We start from the raw sequence: 18,934 nt of genomic DNA, 5'->3' as shown, positions 1-18,934 counted from the left end.
AGGAGCCTGTATGCCTGAACTCACTGAACTACCAGAGGGACCGTTTTCGCGCCAGCAGGCAGAGGCGGTTGCGGCTCAATATTCCAACATTGCTATAGAGGACGACCAGGGTACGCATTTCCGTCTGGTTATCCGTCATGAGCGTTGCATGGTTTGGCGAGCCTGGAACTTTGAGCCGGATGCCGGTTACTGGCTGAACCGGTATATCACTCGTTATGGCATCCGCAAATTTCCTGCATAACCACCACCAGCACATCACCGATACAAACAAAGTCAGGGCACACCTCTTTCGGGAAGTGTGGCCTTTTGTCTTTTTACCCACTGCATAAGGAGTTACCCATGCGATTAGCCAGCCGCTTTGGCCGTATAAACCAGATACGACGTGACCGGCCTCTAACCTACGAAGAGCTGATGAGTCATGTCCCCAGCGTGTTCGGGAGTGACAAACATGAATCTCGTTCAGACAGGTACACCTACATCCCGACCATCACCATCCTCGAAAGCCTGCAGAGTGAAGGCTTTGAGCCGTTCTTTGCCTGCCAGACAAAAGTTCGCGACCAGAGCAGGCGGGAGCACACCAAGCACATGCTTCGACTGCGTCGCGACGGGCAACTGACCGGGCATCAGGTGCCGAAAATCATTCTACTTAACAGCCATGACGGCTCATCAAGCTACCAGATGCTGCCGGGGCTGTTTCGTGGCGTCTGTACCAACGGCCTGGTCTGCGGCCAGTCATTCGGAGAAGTGCGGGTACCGCATAAAGGTAATGTCGCCGAGAAGGTGATTGAAGGGGCTTACGAAGTGCTCGGTGTCTTTGACCGAGTGGATGAGAAACGCGATGCAATGCAGTCACTGGTGTTGCCAGCACCAGCCCGTCACGCACTGGCGAATGCCGCGCTGAAATATCGCTTTGGCGAAGACCACCAGCCGGTCACGGTATCGCAGCTGCTGACTCCGCGTCGTCGGGAGGACTACGGCGATGACCTGTGGACTGTCTACCAGCGCGTGCAGGAGAACCTGATGAAAGGAGGTCTGTCAGGGCGAACCGCACAGGGGAAAAGCAGCCGCACCCGTGCCGTTACCGGCATTGACGGCGATGTGAAGCTCAATCGCGCCCTGTGGGTTATGGCAGAAAACATGCTCGAATTTTTCGGGCGTTAAACAACAGTTCCGGTATAAGGAGATAGTTTAATGAATACAAAAAATCATCAGTTCGAGGAGCATACCGTAATTACTGCCTCAGCGGTCCCTGACGAGTTACGCATTGGCTTCTGGCCACAGCACTTTGGCACCATCCCGCAATGGATAACGCTTGAGCCCCAAATCTTTGCCTGGATGGATCGGCTGTGTTCCGATTACCAAGGTGGTATCTGGCGCTTTTCGACACTCAGCAACCGCGGCGCTTTTATGGCTCCCGAGTCAGATCACGATGAGAAGTGGACATTGTTCAACAGCATGAACGGCAATGGCGCAGAGCTTACCAGTGAAGCTGCAGGGATGGTCGCCTGTCTGATGACTTACAATCACCACGCCTGTCGCACCGAGTGTGACGCGATGACTGAGCACTATTATCGCTTACGCGACTACGTGCTGAACCATCCAGAGTGCAGCGCCATTATGCATCTCATCGACTGAGGGATACCGAACATGAATACCGCATTATCCCCGCTGTCATCTCAGCCTGAACTCTTTCCACTGGCGATTATGACCCAGCATGGTTGTTTGCTCCCCGCGACCTCCGGATTAACCCCCTATGCCCAACGCACCATTCGCCGGGCTATCAATCTGCTGGATAAATATCTGCGCCACCCCGGTATATCCTTTACCTCCAGTACTGCTGCCCGTGACTGGCTTCGGTTACATCTGGCAGGACAAGAACGGGAAGTGTTTATGGTGCTCTATCTCGATAACCAGCATCGTTTACTGGAGAGTGAAACGCTATTTGCCGGTTCGATTAACCATGTGCAAGTCCATCCCCGTGAGGTAGTGAAATCAGCGCTTCGCTTCAATGCTGCAGCTGTCGTACTGGCGCATAACCATCCATCCGGTGACCCGGAGCCCAGCCAATGCGACCGCAACATTACGGGCAGGCTTAAAGAAGCGCTGGCACTGGTTGATGTGAACACGCTCGATCATCTGGTCATCGGTTCAGAGGGCATTGTGTCGTTCGCAGAGCGAGGCTGGATATGAAAATCATCAGCAAACGCCAGGCAATGACCCTGTACCGGCAACATCCTGGATCCCGACTGTTTCGCTTCAGTACGGGCAAATATAAATGGTCAGGTAGTATCTGCCATTATGCTGGCCGCGAGGTGGCGGACATACGCGGCGTTCTGGCCGTCTTTGCTGAGCACCGTCAGGACCGTAATGGTCCTTATGTCATTCTTCGCAGCGTCACTCTCAATTTATCCTTACCTTTAATTAGGAACAATAATGAACAATCATTCCGAATCTGGTACCAAACCGGAGAATCCCGCCTGCCAGCAGTGGGGACTTAAACGCGCTATTACACCCTGTTTTGGAGCTCGTCTGGTACAAGAAGGCAGTCGGGTGCATTTTCTCGATGACCGCGCCGGGTTTAATGGTGCTTTCAGCAACGATGACGCGTTGCGCCTCGACCAGACATTTCCACTGATACTCAAACAGTTGGAATTGATGCTCACCAGCGGAGAACTCTCTCCCCGGCATCAGAACTGCGTCACGCTATGCCACAACGGACTCACCTGTGAAGCCGATACACTCGGCTCATGTGGCTATGTCTACATTGCTGTTTATCCTGACCAGACTGAGCCGCATTAAATCACCACTTATTCCCTGAACATTACAGAGTAAACATCATGCAAACCTTATCATCACACCCGATACGGGCGGCTAAGACCTGTCTGTCACCCGTTGAAATCTGGCAGCGGTTACTGACTCATCTGTTGTCGCAGCACTATGGTCTGACGCTGAATGACACTCCGTTCAGTAATGAAACCACCATACGGGAACACATTGATGCTGGAGTATCGCTCTGCGATGCGGTGAACTTTCTTGTCGAAAAATATGAACTGGTAAGAATTGACCGTAATGATTGCTCTGTCATGGAGAAGTCACCGTTCATCACCAGTATCGATATTCTACGTGCCCGGAAAGCCTCCGGTCTGATGAAACACAGCAGTCACAAAACTATTACCAGGGTAACGGCAGGCCATCATCAGGAGCTATAAACAATGGGAAGTCAATTAATGTTGATATCGACAACATTGATACAATGCTGTCCAATGTAGGGAAGCTACCAGTAACAAGATGATGAGGAGTTCGCCAAAGCTAAAGCCAGCTCCTCATCTTTATCTGTATCATCTACTCTTAGGGGGATTTTTGTTCACTTGGCTTTGCCCCGATTCGAGTCCCAAATCCAATGAATTTATGTGTTGGTATCTGTGTTGGTACACAAACAATGAGTTTGTTTTTGTTGATTTTAAATCAAGGGGTTAATTTTAATGTGCGAGTCCGGCCTTCGCACTCATCCTCTAAACACCTCCCTCCGATGCCACTCCACGAACCCCACTCCTGGATAGTTCCCTTTCACCATTGGTAGCGCAATCTGCTTCCCGGCAAAATCCCAGAACAGCCGCCCAACAATCCCGCCCCCATTCACCGCCTCAGACACCAGCACCCGCATACTCTCATCTAGTCCAATCGATCCCTTATCAAACGCCTTATGATGAATCGCACACAGCGCCAGTCCATTCGGGATCTCACACGGCCCGCCAAACTGCTTCCACTTGATATGCGCAGCTTCGAGTCCAATGGAGGCGTTATCATGCCGCATGTTAAATCCACAGATTGCGCACTCATAGTTATAAGCACGCAACACCTGCTGGCGGAACAGCGGATCGCGAACCTTACGGATCTGGTGGATATCAAATCCCATCTCATCTGCGATCTCTTCCTGAATGCTTTCCGGAAAATGTGCTTCAAGGATCTGCTGCGCCAGCGAGCCGATGAGATTTTTGTTCTTACTCAACAACGCAAAGTGTTCTTCATCAAACCCGCCTGCGACGTTATGTTCTACAAGTTCTTTAACAGGCGGTTGCTTACTGCCAGTGGTCGAACAGAACTCAGTGTTCTGAAGATCCCAAAATCCGTCCCCTTTGAGTCGCCAGAAGGGCATATTTGGGTAATGCGCCTTCCGCTGTGGGCCAAAGCGTTCTAACAGGCTAAGCAGCTGCTCGTGAACCTCGGTTCCGTAATCAAACAGTCGCGCATGCCCCTGCTGATAGTTCGCAAGCACATACAGAAGCAATAAAGGTTTATGCGGCGCACGCTGTTCGCCTTTGCGCCAGATGGTGATGTCGGCAATTGCCTGTTCGAGAGTTTTGCTGGAAGCCATCGCGTTACGGAAGAAGGTAAATAATTGCGATGATGCTCGCAAAACCCAGACCAGGCAACCCGCAATCAACAAAAACATGACTTTACGGCAAAGAACCCTATTTCCTGAATCCCCCTCGCAAATTCCAAATTTACCCCACCCAAAACCGCTGTATTTATATTCAGCCCTGTATAATGAGCACCATAAATTACGCCGAACGGCGAAGGAAGTATCGAGATATATTTAAAGAAGAATTCGCGATATGAAGGTGCTGCAACACCCCCATACCGCTAACCACAAACAACTTACAAGGAGTTGAAAATGGCTGCGACGAATTTTAAGCCAGAGTTTACTGTTTGCAAAACAGAATCAGACGCTTTCACCGGCATGATTGAAAACCGCGAGCTGGTACGCAAAAACAGCGCCCGCCGTCTGCACGGCAACCCGCCCAACGCGGCGCCCGTCCATCCCCGCGCCGAAACGCAGCAGGACAGTGCCGCCTGCTGTGAACTGTATGCACGCATAGACATGAAATACCTTCTCCTGGGCGGCGAGTGGTTAACCCGCGCGGGCTTTATCAACGGCATGCCAGTGAAAATCCGCGCCATGAAAGACTGCATTGTGATTACCCCACAGCATACAAGAGAATTATGGGGATGCCTGGAAGGTATGAGTGTGGTGAATATAAATAAACAGAAAGTTGCACAGTGGTTAAAAACGTTTCCGGGGGCGCTAAATGATACGGGAGATATACCTATGGTGAAGCGCGGAAATGGTCTGGCAGAGTAAGAATAATATCTAAAACATCCCTACATTGATCATGTAAAAGGATAAATTAATACGGGCTTGAATAAGCATGCCCGTATTTTTCCTTTTTTAAATGAATTATCTAACTCCGCTGGTGCACTCAATAAATCGGTTGTAACATTCCCTGCAAAGCGACAGGGAGGATTGCTATGCAGATTTGTAGGATGGATTACAACGATGTCTCAGCCGATGGAAGAAGGCTGAAACTACACGTTTATGGTGTTGGGACGTTTCCCGTTTTTTCAGGGATAGAGCCCGTAACCAATATTGCAGAGTGCGCCTTTATCAGGAATGCCGCATTACCTGTGGGTACGTACTGGATCGTTGATGCACCGGAAGGCAGTATTGCTAATAGGGTTGAGCGGTTTGTAAAAGACTTCAAGAACGGGACCGATCATTCTGAATGGTTCGGCTTGTTTAATGCTTCGACCATGGCTGATAACGTATTTGTGAATGGGGTCGACAGAGGCTCATTTCGACTTCATCCATTGAGGCCGAATGGTGAGGGAGAGTCGTGGGGATGCATAACGTTCTATAATATCCCTGATTTTCAACTGGTCAGACAATCTTTGCTTGCACGTAAGAAGATTCGTGTTCCTGGTGGTAAAGGGTTGATGGCATATGGACGTATTGATGTGACAGGAAGGGCTGATTATGCTTCATGCAAAGTTAAAAAATAATATCCTTATTGGTCTGGCATGCCTCATTGCTTCCTTCTTTATCGTCCTGTTTCCTCTGGGAGGCTTGCTCGATTACTTGTCTCAAACCAGCAATGATTTTTTAAATCGCACCGGTCTGGGGTTTGCTGATGGTGAAGCAGACCCATCATTCCTGTGGGTGTTGGGTGGGATGATGGTCGTCGTTACCGCGCTACTGATGTTCGCCATTCGGAAGATATGCAATCTGAGGCAGGGATGAAATATTTCACAGCCGCTTTCTAAAACAATTAAGCGGCGTAATGCCAATCCCACACTCCACCGCCCAACCTCAATCAACTCACCTCATCAAAACACCGGCACCCCCAACCCAACCTTCACCTCCCCCAACGTCTCCTGCGTCACCCCCTGCGCCCGCTCCGTCCCGCGCTTCAGCATCGCCATCAGCTCGCCCTTATCCTGCATATACATCGCCCTCCGCTCCCGCATCGGCGCAATCAGCTCCTGCAAACACCCCTCCAGCTCGTTCTTGCACGCCCGGTCGCCCAGCCCGCCCGCCTGATAGCGCGCCTTCATCGCCGCCACTTTCTCCTTGTCCGGATGAAACGCGTCGAGGTACGTAAACACCACGTTCCCCTCAATCTGCCCCGGGTCGCTCACCTTCAGGTGGTTCGGGTCGGTGTACATGGCGCTGACCGCACGATGGATCGTCTCTTCGCTGGCCGAAAGGTGCAGCGTGTTGCCCAGCGATTTCGACATCTTGGCGCTGCCGTCGATGCCGGGCAGGCGGCTGGTGTCGCTCAACATCGCCTTGCAGTGGCGCAGCACCGGGGCGGGCAGCAGGCTGTTCATCTTATGCACAATCTCGTTGGTCTGCTCAATCATCGGCAGCTGGTCGTCGCCGACGGGCACGCACTCGGCCTTAAACGCGGTGATGTCCGCCGCCTGGCTGATGGGGTAGGCCATAAACCCGACCGGCAGCGAGCGGGCGAAACCCTTCTGCACAATCTCGTTTTTCACCGTCGGGTTACGCTCCACGCGGGCGACGGTGACAATGTTCATATACAGCATCGTCAGCTCGGCGAGGGCGGGCAGGGCGGACTGCAGGCAGATCGTGGTCAGGTTCGGGTCGATGCCGGCGGCGAGGTAGTCAGCCAGCACTTCGGGGATGTTGTCGCGGATCTTCTGCGGGTTGCTACCGTTGTCGGTCAGCCCCTGCAGGTCGGCAATCAGCACAAACTGGTTGTGCGTCTGCTGGAGCGCCACGCGCTGGCGCAGCGAACCGACGAAATGGCCAAGGTGCAGCGGGCCGGTTGGGCGGTCGCCGGTGAGGATGGTTTGCGTGTTCATAAGGACTCCTTAACGTTGTAATGCCGAAAGGGGTCTTAGATGTGAGAAAGCCGCCTTTCGGCGGCTATCTGAAAATGGGGAAAACTACTCCGTGCCGCCTTTAAGAAGGCAGCCACCAGCGGTTTACGGTGAGCACGGCGTGGTTTATGTTCATGCTTTTACCGTATCACGTCCGGCGCGAAAAACAAAAGGGCACGTCATGCTGCAATCTCTCAACCATCTGACCCTCGCGGTCAGCGACCTGCAAAAAAGCGTCACCTTCTGGCACGAGCTGCTGGGCCTGACCCTGCACGCCCGCTGGAATACCGGGGCCTATCTCACCTGCGGCGATCTGTGGGTCTGTCTGTCGTACGACGAGGCGCGCCAGTACGTGCCGCCGCAGGAGAGCGACTACACCCACTACGCGTTTACCGTCGCGGAAGGAGATTTTGAACCCTTCTCGCAAAGGCTGGAGCAGGCGGGCGTCACCGTCTGGAAGCAGAACAAAAGCGAGGGGGCGTCGTTCTATTTTCTCGACCCGGACGGGCACAAGCTGGAGCTGCACGTGGGCAGCCTCGCCGCGCGGCTGGCGGCGTGTCGCGAGAAGCCCTACGCGGGCATGGTGTTTACCTCAGACGAGGCTTGAGGCGCGCACCTTCAGCCTGCCCGCCAGCGTCACGTGCGTGGCGGCATCTTCCTGATTGCACAGGTACTCCACCGCCAGCCGTCCCAGCTCGCTGTAGGGTAACTGGATACTGGTCAGCGGCGGGGTGAGCTGTTCGGAAATCTTCTGGTCGTCGTAGCCCGCCAGCAGCATATCCTGCGGGATGCGCACGCCGTTCACCGCCAGCGCCTGATAGCAGCCGATCGCCAGCCAGTCGCTGGCGCAGAAGATGGCGTCCGGGCGCTCGGCCAGTTCCAGCAGCGAAGCCGTCGCGGTAAAGGACTCGCTGAACTGCCAGTTGGTCTGCCGCACCAGGTCGTCGTCGCACGCGAGTCCGGCCTGCTGCAGCGCCGCCTGGTAGCCCGCCAGACGCTGGCGCGAGGCCTCCATCCAGCTCTCGCCGGTGATGTGGGCGATGCGCGTGGCCCCGCAGGTGATGAGGTGTTTAGTCACCTGGAAGGCGTTAGCGTAGTCGTCCGGGATAAACGACGGCAGCAGCGGCGAGCCGGGGTCGCGCTGGTTGAGCAGCACCAGCGGGATGCGGGTGCAGTCCTGAAACGCCGTCATGTCTACCAGCGTGGTGACCGGAGACGCGAGAATAATCCCGATGCAGTTGCGCTTCTCCAGCTGGCGGATGATGTTTAGCGCCAGCTCGATGTCGTCGCCATAGTCGTAGACGGTGAGCAGGGTCTCGTTGCGCCACGCCGCTTCCCGCGCCTGGCTGATGGCGTCGATAAACGGGTCGAAGCTCTGCATGGAGCTCACCAGCAGGGCGATCTCCTCCTGGTTGCGCGGGGCGTGAACGGCGGGGAGGCGGTCGTAGCCGAGCTCGGTAGCCACGCTTATCACCCGCTGGCGGGTGTCGTCGCTGAGCTTGATGTTGCGGGACTGGTTAAGCACCAGCGATACCGTCGCCTGCGACACGCCCGCCGCCCGCGCAATATCGTTCATCGTCACTTTTGTTTTTCGCTTCATCCGTCCTCTCCCTTTCGCGACTTCGCATCATACCCTAACCGCACGCTTACGCGCCGTCGATCACGTTTCTCATTCATCGAAGCGTGAACTTTGTGAGGGGCATCGCTTTTCTTCACGCCATGATTTGCGCATTTATCCTGCAACTAATATTTATTAGCTAAATATTATCAGTAAGAGGACGCGTAATGAAAGAGCAGTGGAGTAGGGAGCAGGCACAGGCGTGGTATCAGCAAAAAGGCTGGCTGTGCGGGTTTAACTATCTGCCGTCGACGGCGGTGAACTGGACCGATATCTGGCAGGCTGAAACCTTCGATGCCGAAACCATCGACCGCGAGCTGGGCTGGGCGGTGGAGGCGGGCTATAACACGCTGCGCATCAACCTGCCGTTTATCGTCTGGGAGCACGACCGCGACGGGCTGATGGCGCGCATCGATCGCTTTTTGACGATGGCCGACGGTCATGGCTTCAGCACCATGCTGACCCTGATGGACGACTGCGGCTTCTCCGGCGACGAGCCGTACCTCGGCCCGCAAAAGCCGCCCGTGCCGGGCAAGCACAACAGCCAGGCGGCGGCGAGTCCGGGGCGCGACAGGGTGTGCGATCCTGACTGCTGGGCAGACATTGAGCGCTATATCCGCGACGTTGTCCGCCAGTTCCGCGAGGATAAGCGCGTGCTGCTGTGGGATCTCTATAACGAGCCGGGCAACCGCGGCATTTTCGCCACCGGCACGCAGGAGGTGCAGTACGACGCGAAGCTGGAGACCTGCGCGCACGAGTTAATGAAGCTGGCGTTCCGGTGGGTGCGTGAGGAGGATCCAACCCAGCCGCTCACCGTCTGCGCGTGGCGCCTGCCGCCGGAAGAGGAGGGCGAGACGTTCTTTCAGCATCCGCTGGACCAGACCGCGCTGGCGCTCTCGGACGTGGTGAGCTTCCACGCCTACACCCACACCGGCCGCATGACGGCGATTATTCAGCAGCTGCAAAAGCTCGGTCGCCCGCTGTTCTGCACCGAATGGCTGGCGCGCCACGTGGGCAGCACCATCGAAGAGCAGCTCCCGCTGATGTACGCGGCGAAGGTCGCGCCGTACCAGTGGGGGCTGGTGCGCGGCAAAACCCAGACGTGGCTGCCGTGGCCGGTGGTGATGAAGGAGTCCACGGACTACTGCCGCCTCTGGTTCCACGACGTGTTCGAGGAGAACGGCATTCCGTTCTCGCGCCGTGAAATTGCATTAATGCAGCAGCTGCGCAAGATCGCCCCGTAAGTTAAGGGCTAATAATATCGACCCGGTGGACCACCGCCGGGCAACCAGGCAGGCATTTAACAATGGCAACGACAATGAAAATACCGTCTCGCGAGCTGTGGTCCTATTTTGGTTATGGTTTAGGTCAGTGTTTTAGCTTTGGTTTAGTGGGTTCGTTTATTAACTATTTTTACACCGACGTGCTGGGGATCTCGGCGCTGGCGGCGAGCACCATCTTCCTGATTGCCCGCGCCTGGGACGCGGTTCACGATCCGCTGTTTGCCAGCATTATGGACACCATTAACAGCCGGTTCGGCAAGTTTCGCCACTTTTTGCTGATCGCCCCGCTGCTGATCACCGGCGTCACGCTGCTGTCGTTCTATAAAATCGAAGCGGACATGACCACCAAAATCCTCTACGCCGGGGTGACCTACATCCTGTGGGGGACGCTGTACGCCATCTCCGATATCCCGTTCTGGTCGATGTCGTCGGTGATGACCAACGACTCCGGGCAGCGCACCCGCGCGGTAACGGCGGCGATGCTCGGGGTGAACGCGGGGATTGCCTGCGCCAACATCTTCTTCCCGAAGCTGGCGGCCTATTTTGCACAGTACAGCAATGACAAAGGCTACTTTATGGCGGCGCTGGTGATGATGCTGGTGGGCCTGCCGCTGATGCTCAACGGCTTTATGCAGATCAAAGAGCGCGTGCCGCCGAGCCCGGAAAAGGTGACCATTCGCGATACCTTCCACAACCTGCGCCAGAACAAGCCGCTGTTTATCGTCCTGCTGTCGTTCTTTTTCTGCGTGTTCCACAACGTGGCGGGCGGTCTCTATATCTACTTCTTTATCAACAACCTGGGCGACGGCAGCCTGCAGATGGCGATTGGCGTGATGGGGATCGTGGCGGCGGTGCTGTGCCTGGTCGCGCCGATGCTGACGAGGCGGATGCAGAAGCGGAAGCTGTTTATGATCCTCTGCGGGCTGGACGTGGCGGTGCGCGTGGTGATGTGGTTTGTCGGGTATCAGCAGGTGACGATGCTGTTTATTCTGCTCGGCCTGAGCACGCTGTTCGTGATGATGACCAACATCCTCACCTCGTCGATGATTGCCGACACCATCGAGTACGCGGAGTACCACACCCACAAGCGCTGCGCGGCGATCACCTTCTCCGGGCAGACCTTTACCGGCAAGATGTCGGTGGCGGTGGGCGGCGGGTTAATCGGCGTGTTTCTGACGATGATCGGCTACGTGCCGCAGGCGCAAATCCAGAGCGAAGGCGTGCTGTCGGGGCTGTTCTTCGGGATTTGTCTGCTGCCAGCGATAGGGTCGCTGATCCGAATGGGCTTTATGTCGCGCTTTACCTTTACCGAGGAGAAGCACGCGGAGATTTGTCGGCTGCTGGCGGCGCGCAGGTTGATTAGGGAAGGGGAGCGGGGTAGCGAAGAGCAGGGCCTTCGTCCTATGCAGGTAAATTAATGCTGCCAGACACCGGCATGGCAGGTGTCTGGTCTCTTATATTACGATGCGTGTGGCGGTTTTATCTCCTTCAGGAGATCCAGAATGCTATTACTGCTTGTCGATTTTACTTTTTGATAAAATACAGGTTCGGAGATCGGTGAATCCCATTGATGGATCTGTTCTTTTTTGAATGGGATACATTTCATGGCTGTTCGCTTCAGCGCTTTAATACGGAGATCATAAGCCTCGAAATCATCCGCCGTTGTTTTCAGACTTGCCGATCTTGCTGCGTTAATCTGGTCTGGGCATATGAGCTGTATATTACCCAGTGAAAAGATATTTACCCCAGTGATAAAAAATCTTGACGGGATATCTTTATAGTAACGGGTGTTCCACGTTGCTCCGTCAAACATGGCGTGTGGATGCGTCTGTGTCTCGATGTAATACTGGTGAGTACGCCAGTCACTGATGCCTGAAAGATTGAGGGTCATGTTGATAATCAAGTTCGGAGTGGGTCTAAAGAAAATCGTCATCAGAAACACTAGGGCCGGAATGACAATCACTATTGTGGTTATCATCTGGATGATGTTTTTCTGTTCACTTACGAGGATCATCCCAGGGAAAATGCCGACCACGGCCAGGACCACTGACAGGCCGGTGAAAATGGCTAATTGCGCGAGCATGCTCGTTTCACTGTTAAAATCAAGCTGGCTGGTCACGAACAGAAGAGGGAGGACTTGAACACACGCAGGAATGAGCAATAACGCAGGTAACCCGAACTTAATCGGCCATGTTTTAAGGTATTTCTTTTCCAGCGTGTCATCAATTTTAACATACGCAGGGGTGAAAATTTGCCATCTCGACATACTCCATGTCGTTAACAGAAGCAGACCGATTGCCACTATTGTAACTCCAGGTCCGTTCCAGTTAAGAAAATAATAAACACTAATGCTACTGATAAACACAATGCAAATCATGATGCTATTTACCAGACTCACATTCGCGAGTCGTGAGGGTAAACCATCATAATGCTTTAAGGATTGTTCATTCGATAAGAAGATTAAATACAGTAAGAAAGACGAAATAAATATAACGATACTGAAGCCGAACAGGGAAAGCAGAGTGAAACCAAATATAATGCCGAGGGCGCTAGTCACGCTCAGCGCATCATAAAGTATATCCAGCCGATCAATGTTAGCGAGATAGAACCATATGACGCTAAATGTACACCCTGTCACGAAAGTGGACGAGGTTATAATGGCAATGAAAATTTTACGGTTAATGATTTTTAGAAAATCGGCCTTCATCCTGGATGCCCCCTTTGTTTAGGGGCATCATAAGACGTGATAAGCCTTAATTTCCAGCCCCCAAAATATGTGATAAAAATCGAGGGCGTTTCCTTTCTGCATTGTACAGAACAGTGACGATCGCTTAACCGGTGGACTCACCCACAAGCTCAATCCGGTTTCCGTCCGGATCGGCAATGACCGCTTCATAAAATCCATCTCCGGTCATGCGCGGTGCGCTGAGCAGCGTGCCGTTTGCCTGCGCCCGCTCGGCCATGCTGTCGACCTGCGCTTTGCTGCCGACGTTGATGGCGATATGCGCCCAGCCGATAAACTCCGGGTGGGCAGGAGCATCCGGCAGATCCGGCAGCGTCATCAGCTCGATGGTCGGCCCGTTATCCAGCGTAATAAAGTGTGATTCGAAACCGGGACGATTTTTACTGACGTAGCGTTCGTTACTGCGGCCATTAAAAACCGTTTCCCAGAACTGAACCTGGGCGTTCAGGCTGCGGGTCCAGAGTGCGACATGGGCAATATTCATCAGCTCTCTCGTTATTTGTCTGTGAGGACTTTCACCGGTAAAACAGGCTACACTCTGGTTTTGAGCGCTACAAGCTGAGGACATAACAATGCACTACACACTGAAAGAAAGCGACAAGGAAAAAGCGGAAGGGTCAAACGGCGCGGGCGCTCTGCAGCAAAAACTGCTGGAGTCCCGTTCGATTGTGATCTCCGGTGAGATCAACCAGGAGCTGGCGCAGAAGGTCATCACCCAGATGATCCTGCTGCAAAGCGTCAGCAACGATCCGATCAAGCTGTACATCAACAGCCAGGGCGGCCACGTGGAAGCGGGCGATACCATCCACGACTTCATCAAGTTCATCCGCCCGGAAGTGCACGTCATCGGCACCGGCTGGGTGGCGAGCGCCGGGATCACCATCTTCCTGGCGGCGAAGAAAGAGCACCGCTACTCGCTGCCAAATACCCGCTTTATGATCCACCAGCCGCTGGGCGGCGTGCGCGGTCAGGCAACGGATATTGAGATCGAAGCGCGCGAGATCATCCGCATGCTGGATCGCGTGAACAAGCTGATCGCCGACGCGACCGGCCAGCCGCTGGAAAAAGTGAAAAAAGACACCGATCGCAACTTCTGGATGTCTCCGGCAGAAGCGCTGGACTACGGCATCGTGGGCAAACTGATTACCCATTATGACGAGCTGAAGCTGGATTAAGTTTTCGCGGCGTGTTTGAGTCGGATGGCGGCTTCGCCTTACCCGACCTACACGCCCTCGTTTGACCCATGACAAGTTCCCCCTCCGCCTTCTTGCCTATAATCGCGCCTGTTTCCCCTCTCACTGGTGCTACCCATGGCGTATCAACTGAACCTGAACTGGCCGGAATTTCTTGAGAAATACTGGCAAAAACAACCCGTAGTGCTGAAAAATGCCTTCCCGAACTTTGTCGACCCGATTACCCCGGACGAGCTGGCAGGGCTGGCGATGGAGCCGGAAGTCGATAGCCGTCTGGTGAGCCATTTCAACGGCAAATGGCAGGCCAGCAATGGTCCGTTTGAGCACTTTGACGATCTGGGCGAAACCGGCTGGTCGCTGCTGGCGCAGGCGGTGAACCACTGGCATATGCCCGCAGCGGAGCTGGTGCGTCCGTTCCGCGTTCTGCCGGACTGGCGTCTGGATGACCTGATGATCTCCTTCTCCGTGCCGGGCGGCGGCGTGGGTCCGCATATCGACCAGTACGACGTGTTTATCATTCAGGGGATGGGCAGCCGCCGCTGGCGCGTGGGTGACAAGCTGCCGATGCGTCAGTTCTGCCCGCATCCGGCGTTGCTGCACGTGGATCCGTTCGAGCCGATTATCGACGAGGATCTGGCCCCGGGCGATATCCTCTACATCCCGCCTGGATTCCCGCACGACGGCTTTACCCATGAGACGGCGCTCAACTACTCCGTCGGTTTCCGAGGGCCGAACGGTCGCGATCTGATCAGCAGCTTCGCCGATTATGCGCTGGAAAACGATCTGGGCGGCGAGCACTACAGCGATCCGGATCTGACCTGTCGCGAACACCCGGGCCGCGTGGAGCAGTACGAGCTCGATCGCATTCGTCAGATGATGATCGACATGATCGGTAAGCCTGATGATTTCACGAAGTGGTTCGGTAGCTTTGTCTCGACGCCGCGCCACGAGCTTGATATCGCCGCCGCCGAGCCGCCGTACGCGCCGGAAGAGGTGCTGGACGCGCTGCAGGGCGGCGAAACGTTGTCTCGCCTGAGTGGCCTGCGCGTGCTGAACGTTAACGGTAGCTTCTTTATCAACAGCGAACAGCTGGAGACGGTAGACGCGAAGGGCGCGGATGCGCTGTGCCGCTACACCGAACTCGGTCTGGCCGAGTTGGGCGATGCGCTGAAAAACCCGGCGTTTGTTGAAGAGCTTACCGGGCTGATTAACCAGGGGTACTGGTACTTCGACGAGTAGTGGAGGGCGGCGTTGAGTGAGGCTCAACGCCGCCTCGTTTAGACCAGCATATTACACGCCTTCCAGTAGTTCAGAAGTCGTTCGTCATCGCGCTCTTTTTCAGCTTTTATTTTCATCGCCTGCGCCAGATTTGCTCGCGACACTTCATGGCCTTTCTGGACGATGTCTAATACCGCTTCACCAAGAGCCAGTGAAATTTCTGTCCGATTATTGCGAATCGTCATAAATACCTCCTCGTTGGTTGCGTTAATTTAATTATGAAAGAGAAATAACCATCCGGTAATAATTCATCTCATTCTTAATTTTTTATTTCTCTCATTTTCAACGGGTACGAAAATGAAAAGGGGATATTTTCTTCCTTATGGGCAGTAATAATCTTTCGACTTATACGGGTGCATAATCCCGTTAAGCCCAGAGATTGCCGCCATCCCCTGTGAATGGTACTGTTTGACCTGTCCTTTTCCCCATGCAGGCGTGGCATTATGCTCCAGAGTGAAAATACATCAGCGAAACGCCTGTTTTTTGTTGAGGATTTTCAGCTATTCGGCGAGCGCTATGGCATCGACTATCGTTTTCCCCAGCTAAAAGATGCAGTCGCCACCCGCAGTCCCGTTCTCCAGGGGGACGTGGAAGAGATGACGCTCTCCTCGGGCGTTTCCCTGACCCACTCCGACGTTCGCGTGTTACAACCTTACGAAACGACCTCTCGCCACAGGAGCCCGCTCTATATGCTGGTCGTGCTGGAAGGGTGCGTCACGCTAACGCTCCGCGGTAACGAGTATGTCGTGCGGTCGGGTATGGCCTTCAGCGCCTGCCTCAGTGAAGAGCAGATTATGAGCGCGCGGCACGATGCGGACAGTACCCTGAAGACGCTCTCGTTTGGCGTGTACCCGAATGACGCCAGGCGTGAAAGCCTGCTGGAAACATTGCTGCTGGAGTGGCAAAGCCGGAATGCGCCTGCCGTTGTCTGGCACGTTCCCGGATTCGTGCTCTCCGGCATTCAGCATGCACAGCAGCAGGGCGTATGCGCGTTATCACGCAGACTGCTGCTAGAGGGGCTGATGTATCAGCTGCTTGGCCATGGCCTGAATCAGTACCAGCAACACCGTCCCTGTCGACCGGAGCATGCGCGTCTGGAACGCGTACGGTGCATGCTGGAACAGTCGCCTGAGCAGAATCACTCCCTTGCCGAGCTAGCCGCCCTCGCGGCAATGAGCCAAAGCAGCCTGCGCAGCAAGTTCCGCCAGCGCTATGGCTGCACGCTGTTTGATTATCTCCGCGACTGTCGTCTCGCGCTGGCCCGGCGCTATCTGCTGGAAGGCTATAGCGTACAGCAGGCGGCGTGGATGTGCGGCTACCAGCATGCCACAAATTTCTCTACCGCATATCGTCGCCGCTACGGTATTTCGCCCGGTGAGGTACGTAAAACGCAGTAATGCACTTTTCCCTTTCCTGCTAACGCTTCCCGTGCGGTTTGTCATCGCGCATAGGTAACCTGGCGGCACGCATAGCCGTTTGCTCTCTCAAAAAGGTAATAATTCTTATTAACAATAAGAATTATCTCTGGAGAGAGTTATGTTTGCTAAAACGCGTCTGGCACTGCTGGTGGGATGGGTTACCGGAAGTGTCGTTTTTCCTGCGCTGGCGCAGGATGCCCAAAAAACGGATACAGTGGTGGTGACGTCGCAAATGCAGTCTGCGGCCACTAAGCTTGAAACCCCTGATATCGAAACCCCGCAGTCGGTATCTATCGTCACGCGCGAGCAGTTCGAGGAGCAGGGCGCAACCAGCGTGCGTCAGGCGGTGAGCTACACGCCGGGGGTCTACAGTAATCAGATCGGTGCCTCAAACCGCTTCGACTATATCGTGCTGCGCGGCTTCTCCGACGGCAGCCTGGATAACATCTATCTCGATGGCCTGAAGATGATGGGAGACACCAACTCCCACAGCTCGCTGGCGATCGATCCTTGGTTCCTTGAGAGCGTAGAAGTTGTGCGCGGCCCGGCCTCCGTGCTGTACGGGCGCTCATCGCCGGGTGGGATTGTGGCTCTTACGTCCCGTAAACCGTCGTTCGATCCGGGCGGGGAGATCAAGCTGTTCGCCGGGAACAATAACCAGCGCGGGGCGATGTTCGACGTCACCGGTGCGGTTGACGATAACGACCGCGTGGCGGTGCGCCTCAGCGGGATGACCCGCTATGCCGATTCCCAATTCGATCCGCTGAAGGAAGAGCGTTACGCGCTGATGCCGAGCCTGACCTGGCGCATCACTGACAATACCCGTCTGGAACTGATGGCCTATCTGCACCGCGATCCGGAAGGCGGCAGCCACTCGGGCCTGCCGTATGAAGGGACTGTCGTACCGCACTACGGCAAGAAAATCTCCAACACCTTCTTTGAAGGCGAGGATGATTATGACAAATACGATCGTCGTGAAAACATGGTGGGCTACAACATTGAGCACATGTTTGACAGCGGCTGGTCGGTGCGTCAGAAGCTGCGCTATGCGCATACCAAAGTGGAATTGAACCAGGTTTATGCCGCAGGCTGGCTGAATGAAACCGAGCTTAACCGCGGCTATTCGGGATCCGACGAGAAGATGAATGCCATCACGCTGGATAACCAGATCGACGGCAGCTTTGACACCTGGGCGGTGAACCACCGCGTGCTGATCGGGATGGATTACCAGGATCGCACGAATAACGTGACGGGTTATTACGGCGGATTTCCGCCGATCGACGCCTTCAATCCGGTCTATGGCGCGAAGCCGGATTATATTACGCAGTACAGCCAGGAAAAGCACAAGCTGCGCCAGACGGGGTATTACCTGCAGGATCAGATGTCCCTGGATCGCTGGCGTCTGACGCTAGGCGGGCGTTACGACCGGGTCAGCGTGTCGAATATCGACAGCTTTAACCATACCCGCAGCGATCTGGATAAGCACAACGTCAGCAGTCGCGCGGCGCTGCTGTATCTGTTTGATAACGGCGTGGCACCCTACGTGAGCTACTCAACCGCCTTTACGCCGACCAGCTTTGCAGACGAGCAGGGCAATATCCTGGAGCCGATGAAGGGCAAGCAGTGGGAAGCCGGGGTGAAATATGAGCCTGAGGGGATGAACAGCCAGTTCAGCGCCTCGGTGTTCCGTATCAATCAGAAGAACATCGCCACCAAGGAGGAGCCAACCGATCCGTACCGTTCGATCGGCGAAATTGAGTCCGAAGGGGTTGAGCTGGAAGCGATTGGACAGTTGACGGACAGCCTGCGCATGCAGGCCGCGTATACCTATACCGACATTCGCTATAAGAAAAGTAGCCCGGAAGAGCAGGGAAAACGCGCGGTTTATGCCCCGCGTAACATGGCCAGCGCCTGGTTGAGCTACGACGTCAAAACGGGTCCGCTTGACGGCCTGACCGTGGGTTCTGGCGTACGCTATGTGAACGGCGTCACCAGCGATCGTCAGAACACCCATACGCTGCCGTCGTATACGCTGATTGATATGGTGGTGGGGTACGACCTGTCAAAGATTGGGCTGATGGGGGTCAGCGCGCAGCTGAACGTCAACAACCTGACGGACAAGCGGTACGTGGCGGCGTGTAACTCGCTTTCCTACTGCTACTTTGGCGCAGAACGCAGCATCTTGGGCAGCGTTTCGTGGAAGTTCTGAGCCGTTA

22 protein-coding genes and 1 pseudogene are annotated in these 18,934 nt (G+C 54.8%); 17 read left to right on the top strand and 6 right to left on the bottom strand.

Going from position 1 to position 18,934, the window contains the following annotated elements:
• Positions 1-10: 10 nt before the first annotated feature.
• The 7 genes and pseudogenes from NUX24_RS08555 (at position 11) to NUX24_RS08525 (ending at position 3,209) form a co-directional block, all read left to right on the top strand.
• Complete coding sequence (locus tag NUX24_RS08555) at positions 11-241, top strand: DUF905 domain-containing protein (RefSeq protein ID WP_063925496.1); 231 nt, start codon at positions 11-13, stop codon at positions 239-241.
• Positions 242-339: 98 nt separating this feature from the next.
• Positions 340-1,161, top strand: a complete 822-nt coding sequence (locus tag NUX24_RS08550) for a DUF932 domain-containing protein (protein ID WP_257830950.1) — start codon at positions 340-342, stop codon at positions 1,159-1,161.
• 30 nt (positions 1,162-1,191) lie between these two features.
• On the top strand, positions 1,192-1,635 hold the full coding sequence (locus NUX24_RS08545; RefSeq protein WP_001093282.1) for an antirestriction protein: 444 nt from the start codon (positions 1,192-1,194) through the stop codon (positions 1,633-1,635).
• A 12-nt stretch (positions 1,636-1,647) separates the two neighbouring features.
• Positions 1,648-2,190 (top strand): DNA repair protein RadC, encoded by a 543-nt coding sequence (gene radC / locus NUX24_RS08540; protein ID WP_169330390.1) that lies wholly within the window; start codon positions 1,648-1,650, stop codon positions 2,188-2,190.
• Positions 2,187-2,405: pseudogene (locus NUX24_RS08535) on the top strand (DUF987 family protein); the annotation flags it as partial. The gene radC and the pseudogene NUX24_RS08535, both read left to right, overlap by 4 nt.
• 28 nt (positions 2,406-2,433) lie before the next feature.
• Positions 2,434-2,799, top strand: coding sequence for a type IV toxin-antitoxin system YeeU family antitoxin (locus NUX24_RS08530; RefSeq protein WP_257830945.1), 366 nt, complete (start codon positions 2,434-2,436; stop codon positions 2,797-2,799).
• A gap of 38 nt (positions 2,800-2,837) precedes the next feature.
• Positions 2,838-3,209, top strand: coding sequence for a toxin (locus NUX24_RS08525; protein WP_257830943.1), 372 nt, complete (start codon positions 2,838-2,840; stop codon positions 3,207-3,209).
• A gap of 296 nt (positions 3,210-3,505) precedes the next feature.
• Here NUX24_RS08525 and NUX24_RS08520 read toward each other — a convergent pair whose 3' ends face one another.
• Complete coding sequence (locus NUX24_RS08520; protein ID WP_257831152.1) at positions 3,506-4,375, bottom strand: phosphorothioated DNA-binding restriction endonuclease; 870 nt, start codon at positions 4,373-4,375, stop codon at positions 3,506-3,508.
• 300 nt (positions 4,376-4,675) lie between these two features.
• Between NUX24_RS08520 and NUX24_RS08515 the strand changes: the two genes are divergently transcribed.
• The 3 genes from NUX24_RS08515 (at position 4,676) to NUX24_RS08505 (ending at position 6,079) form a co-directional block, all read left to right on the top strand.
• Positions 4,676-5,143, top strand: coding sequence for a type I toxin-antitoxin system SymE family toxin (locus NUX24_RS08515; RefSeq protein ID WP_257830941.1), 468 nt, complete (start codon positions 4,676-4,678; stop codon positions 5,141-5,143).
• Between the two features lie 167 nt (positions 5,144-5,310).
• Positions 5,311-5,841: a DUF2778 domain-containing protein gene (locus NUX24_RS08510; RefSeq protein WP_023295850.1), complete on the top strand. Its 531-nt coding sequence runs from the start codon at positions 5,311-5,313 to the stop codon at positions 5,839-5,841.
• Complete coding sequence (locus NUX24_RS08505; protein ID WP_096927824.1) at positions 5,816-6,079, top strand: hypothetical protein; 264 nt, start codon at positions 5,816-5,818, stop codon at positions 6,077-6,079. The genes NUX24_RS08510 and NUX24_RS08505 overlap by 26 nt, the downstream gene beginning before the upstream one ends.
• 86 nt (positions 6,080-6,165) lie before the next feature.
• Here the strand turns inward: NUX24_RS08505 and trpS are convergent, their stop codons facing one another.
• On the bottom strand, positions 6,166-7,167 hold the full coding sequence (gene trpS / locus NUX24_RS08500) for a tryptophan--tRNA ligase (protein WP_257830937.1): 1,002 nt from the start codon (positions 7,165-7,167) through the stop codon (positions 6,166-6,168).
• A gap of 199 nt (positions 7,168-7,366) precedes the next feature.
• Between trpS and fosA the strand changes: the two genes are divergently transcribed.
• Entirely contained in the window at positions 7,367-7,792 is a 426-nt protein-coding gene (gene fosA, locus NUX24_RS08495) for a FosA/FosA2 family fosfomycin resistance glutathione transferase (protein WP_257830934.1), read from the top strand.
• Here fosA and NUX24_RS08490 read toward each other — a convergent pair.
• Positions 7,778-8,785 (bottom strand): LacI family DNA-binding transcriptional regulator, encoded by a 1,008-nt coding sequence (locus NUX24_RS08490; protein ID WP_257830932.1) that lies wholly within the window; start codon positions 8,783-8,785, stop codon positions 7,778-7,780. The genes fosA and NUX24_RS08490 overlap by 15 nt on opposite strands.
• A gap of 185 nt (positions 8,786-8,970) precedes the next feature.
• On the opposite strand from NUX24_RS08490, the gene NUX24_RS08485 reads away from it, so the two are divergent.
• The gene (locus NUX24_RS08485; protein ID WP_257830930.1) at positions 8,971-10,047 is read left to right on the top strand and encodes a cellulase family glycosylhydrolase; all 1,077 of its coding nucleotides are present in this window, start codon (positions 8,971-8,973) and stop codon (positions 10,045-10,047) included.
• Positions 10,048-10,109: 62 nt separating this feature from the next.
• Positions 10,110-11,504, top strand: a complete 1,395-nt coding sequence (locus tag NUX24_RS08480) for an MFS transporter (protein ID WP_257830928.1) — start codon at positions 10,110-10,112, stop codon at positions 11,502-11,504.
• A 41-nt stretch (positions 11,505-11,545) separates the two neighbouring features.
• On the opposite strand, the gene NUX24_RS08475 is transcribed toward NUX24_RS08480, so the two are convergent.
• Together NUX24_RS08475 and NUX24_RS08470 are read right to left on the bottom strand one after the other, a co-directional pair.
• Positions 11,546-12,793 carry a hypothetical protein gene (locus NUX24_RS08475; protein ID WP_257830925.1) on the bottom strand — a complete coding sequence of 416 codons (1,248 nt, stop codon included), beginning with the start codon at positions 12,791-12,793 and terminating at the stop codon, positions 11,546-11,548.
• Between the two features lie 124 nt (positions 12,794-12,917).
• Positions 12,918-13,313 carry a VOC family protein gene (locus NUX24_RS08470; RefSeq protein WP_214577121.1) on the bottom strand — a complete coding sequence of 132 codons (396 nt, stop codon included), beginning with the start codon at positions 13,311-13,313 and terminating at the stop codon, positions 12,918-12,920.
• Positions 13,314-13,401: 88 nt separating this feature from the next.
• Between NUX24_RS08470 and NUX24_RS08465 the strand changes: the two genes are divergently transcribed.
• Positions 13,402-14,004, top strand: coding sequence for an ATP-dependent Clp protease proteolytic subunit (locus tag NUX24_RS08465; RefSeq protein WP_024909504.1), 603 nt, complete (start codon positions 13,402-13,404; stop codon positions 14,002-14,004).
• Between the two features lie 135 nt (positions 14,005-14,139).
• Positions 14,140-15,261 (top strand): cupin domain-containing protein, encoded by a 1,122-nt coding sequence (locus NUX24_RS08460; protein ID WP_257830919.1) that lies wholly within the window; start codon positions 14,140-14,142, stop codon positions 15,259-15,261.
• A 38-nt stretch (positions 15,262-15,299) separates the two neighbouring features.
• On the opposite strand, the gene NUX24_RS08455 is transcribed toward NUX24_RS08460, so the two are convergent.
• On the bottom strand, positions 15,300-15,485 hold the full coding sequence (locus tag NUX24_RS08455) for a hypothetical protein (RefSeq protein ID WP_042717348.1): 186 nt from the start codon (positions 15,483-15,485) through the stop codon (positions 15,300-15,302).
• A gap of 258 nt (positions 15,486-15,743) precedes the next feature.
• On the opposite strand from NUX24_RS08455, the gene NUX24_RS08450 reads away from it, so the two are divergent.
• Positions 15,744-16,697: an AraC family transcriptional regulator gene (locus tag NUX24_RS08450; RefSeq protein ID WP_257830914.1), complete on the top strand. Its 954-nt coding sequence runs from the start codon at positions 15,744-15,746 to the stop codon at positions 16,695-16,697.
• A 139-nt stretch (positions 16,698-16,836) separates the two neighbouring features.
• Complete coding sequence (foxA, locus tag NUX24_RS08445; protein ID WP_257830912.1) at positions 16,837-18,927, top strand: ferrioxamine B receptor FoxA; 2,091 nt, start codon at positions 16,837-16,839, stop codon at positions 18,925-18,927.
• Positions 18,928-18,934: the final 7 nt, after the last annotated feature.

Source organism: Enterobacter sp. HG048 (assembly GCF_024702055.1).
GTDB lineage: Bacteria > Pseudomonadota > Gammaproteobacteria > Enterobacterales > Enterobacteriaceae > Enterobacter > Enterobacter dykesii.
This window is presented reverse-complemented; position numbering and strand designations above follow the sequence as displayed.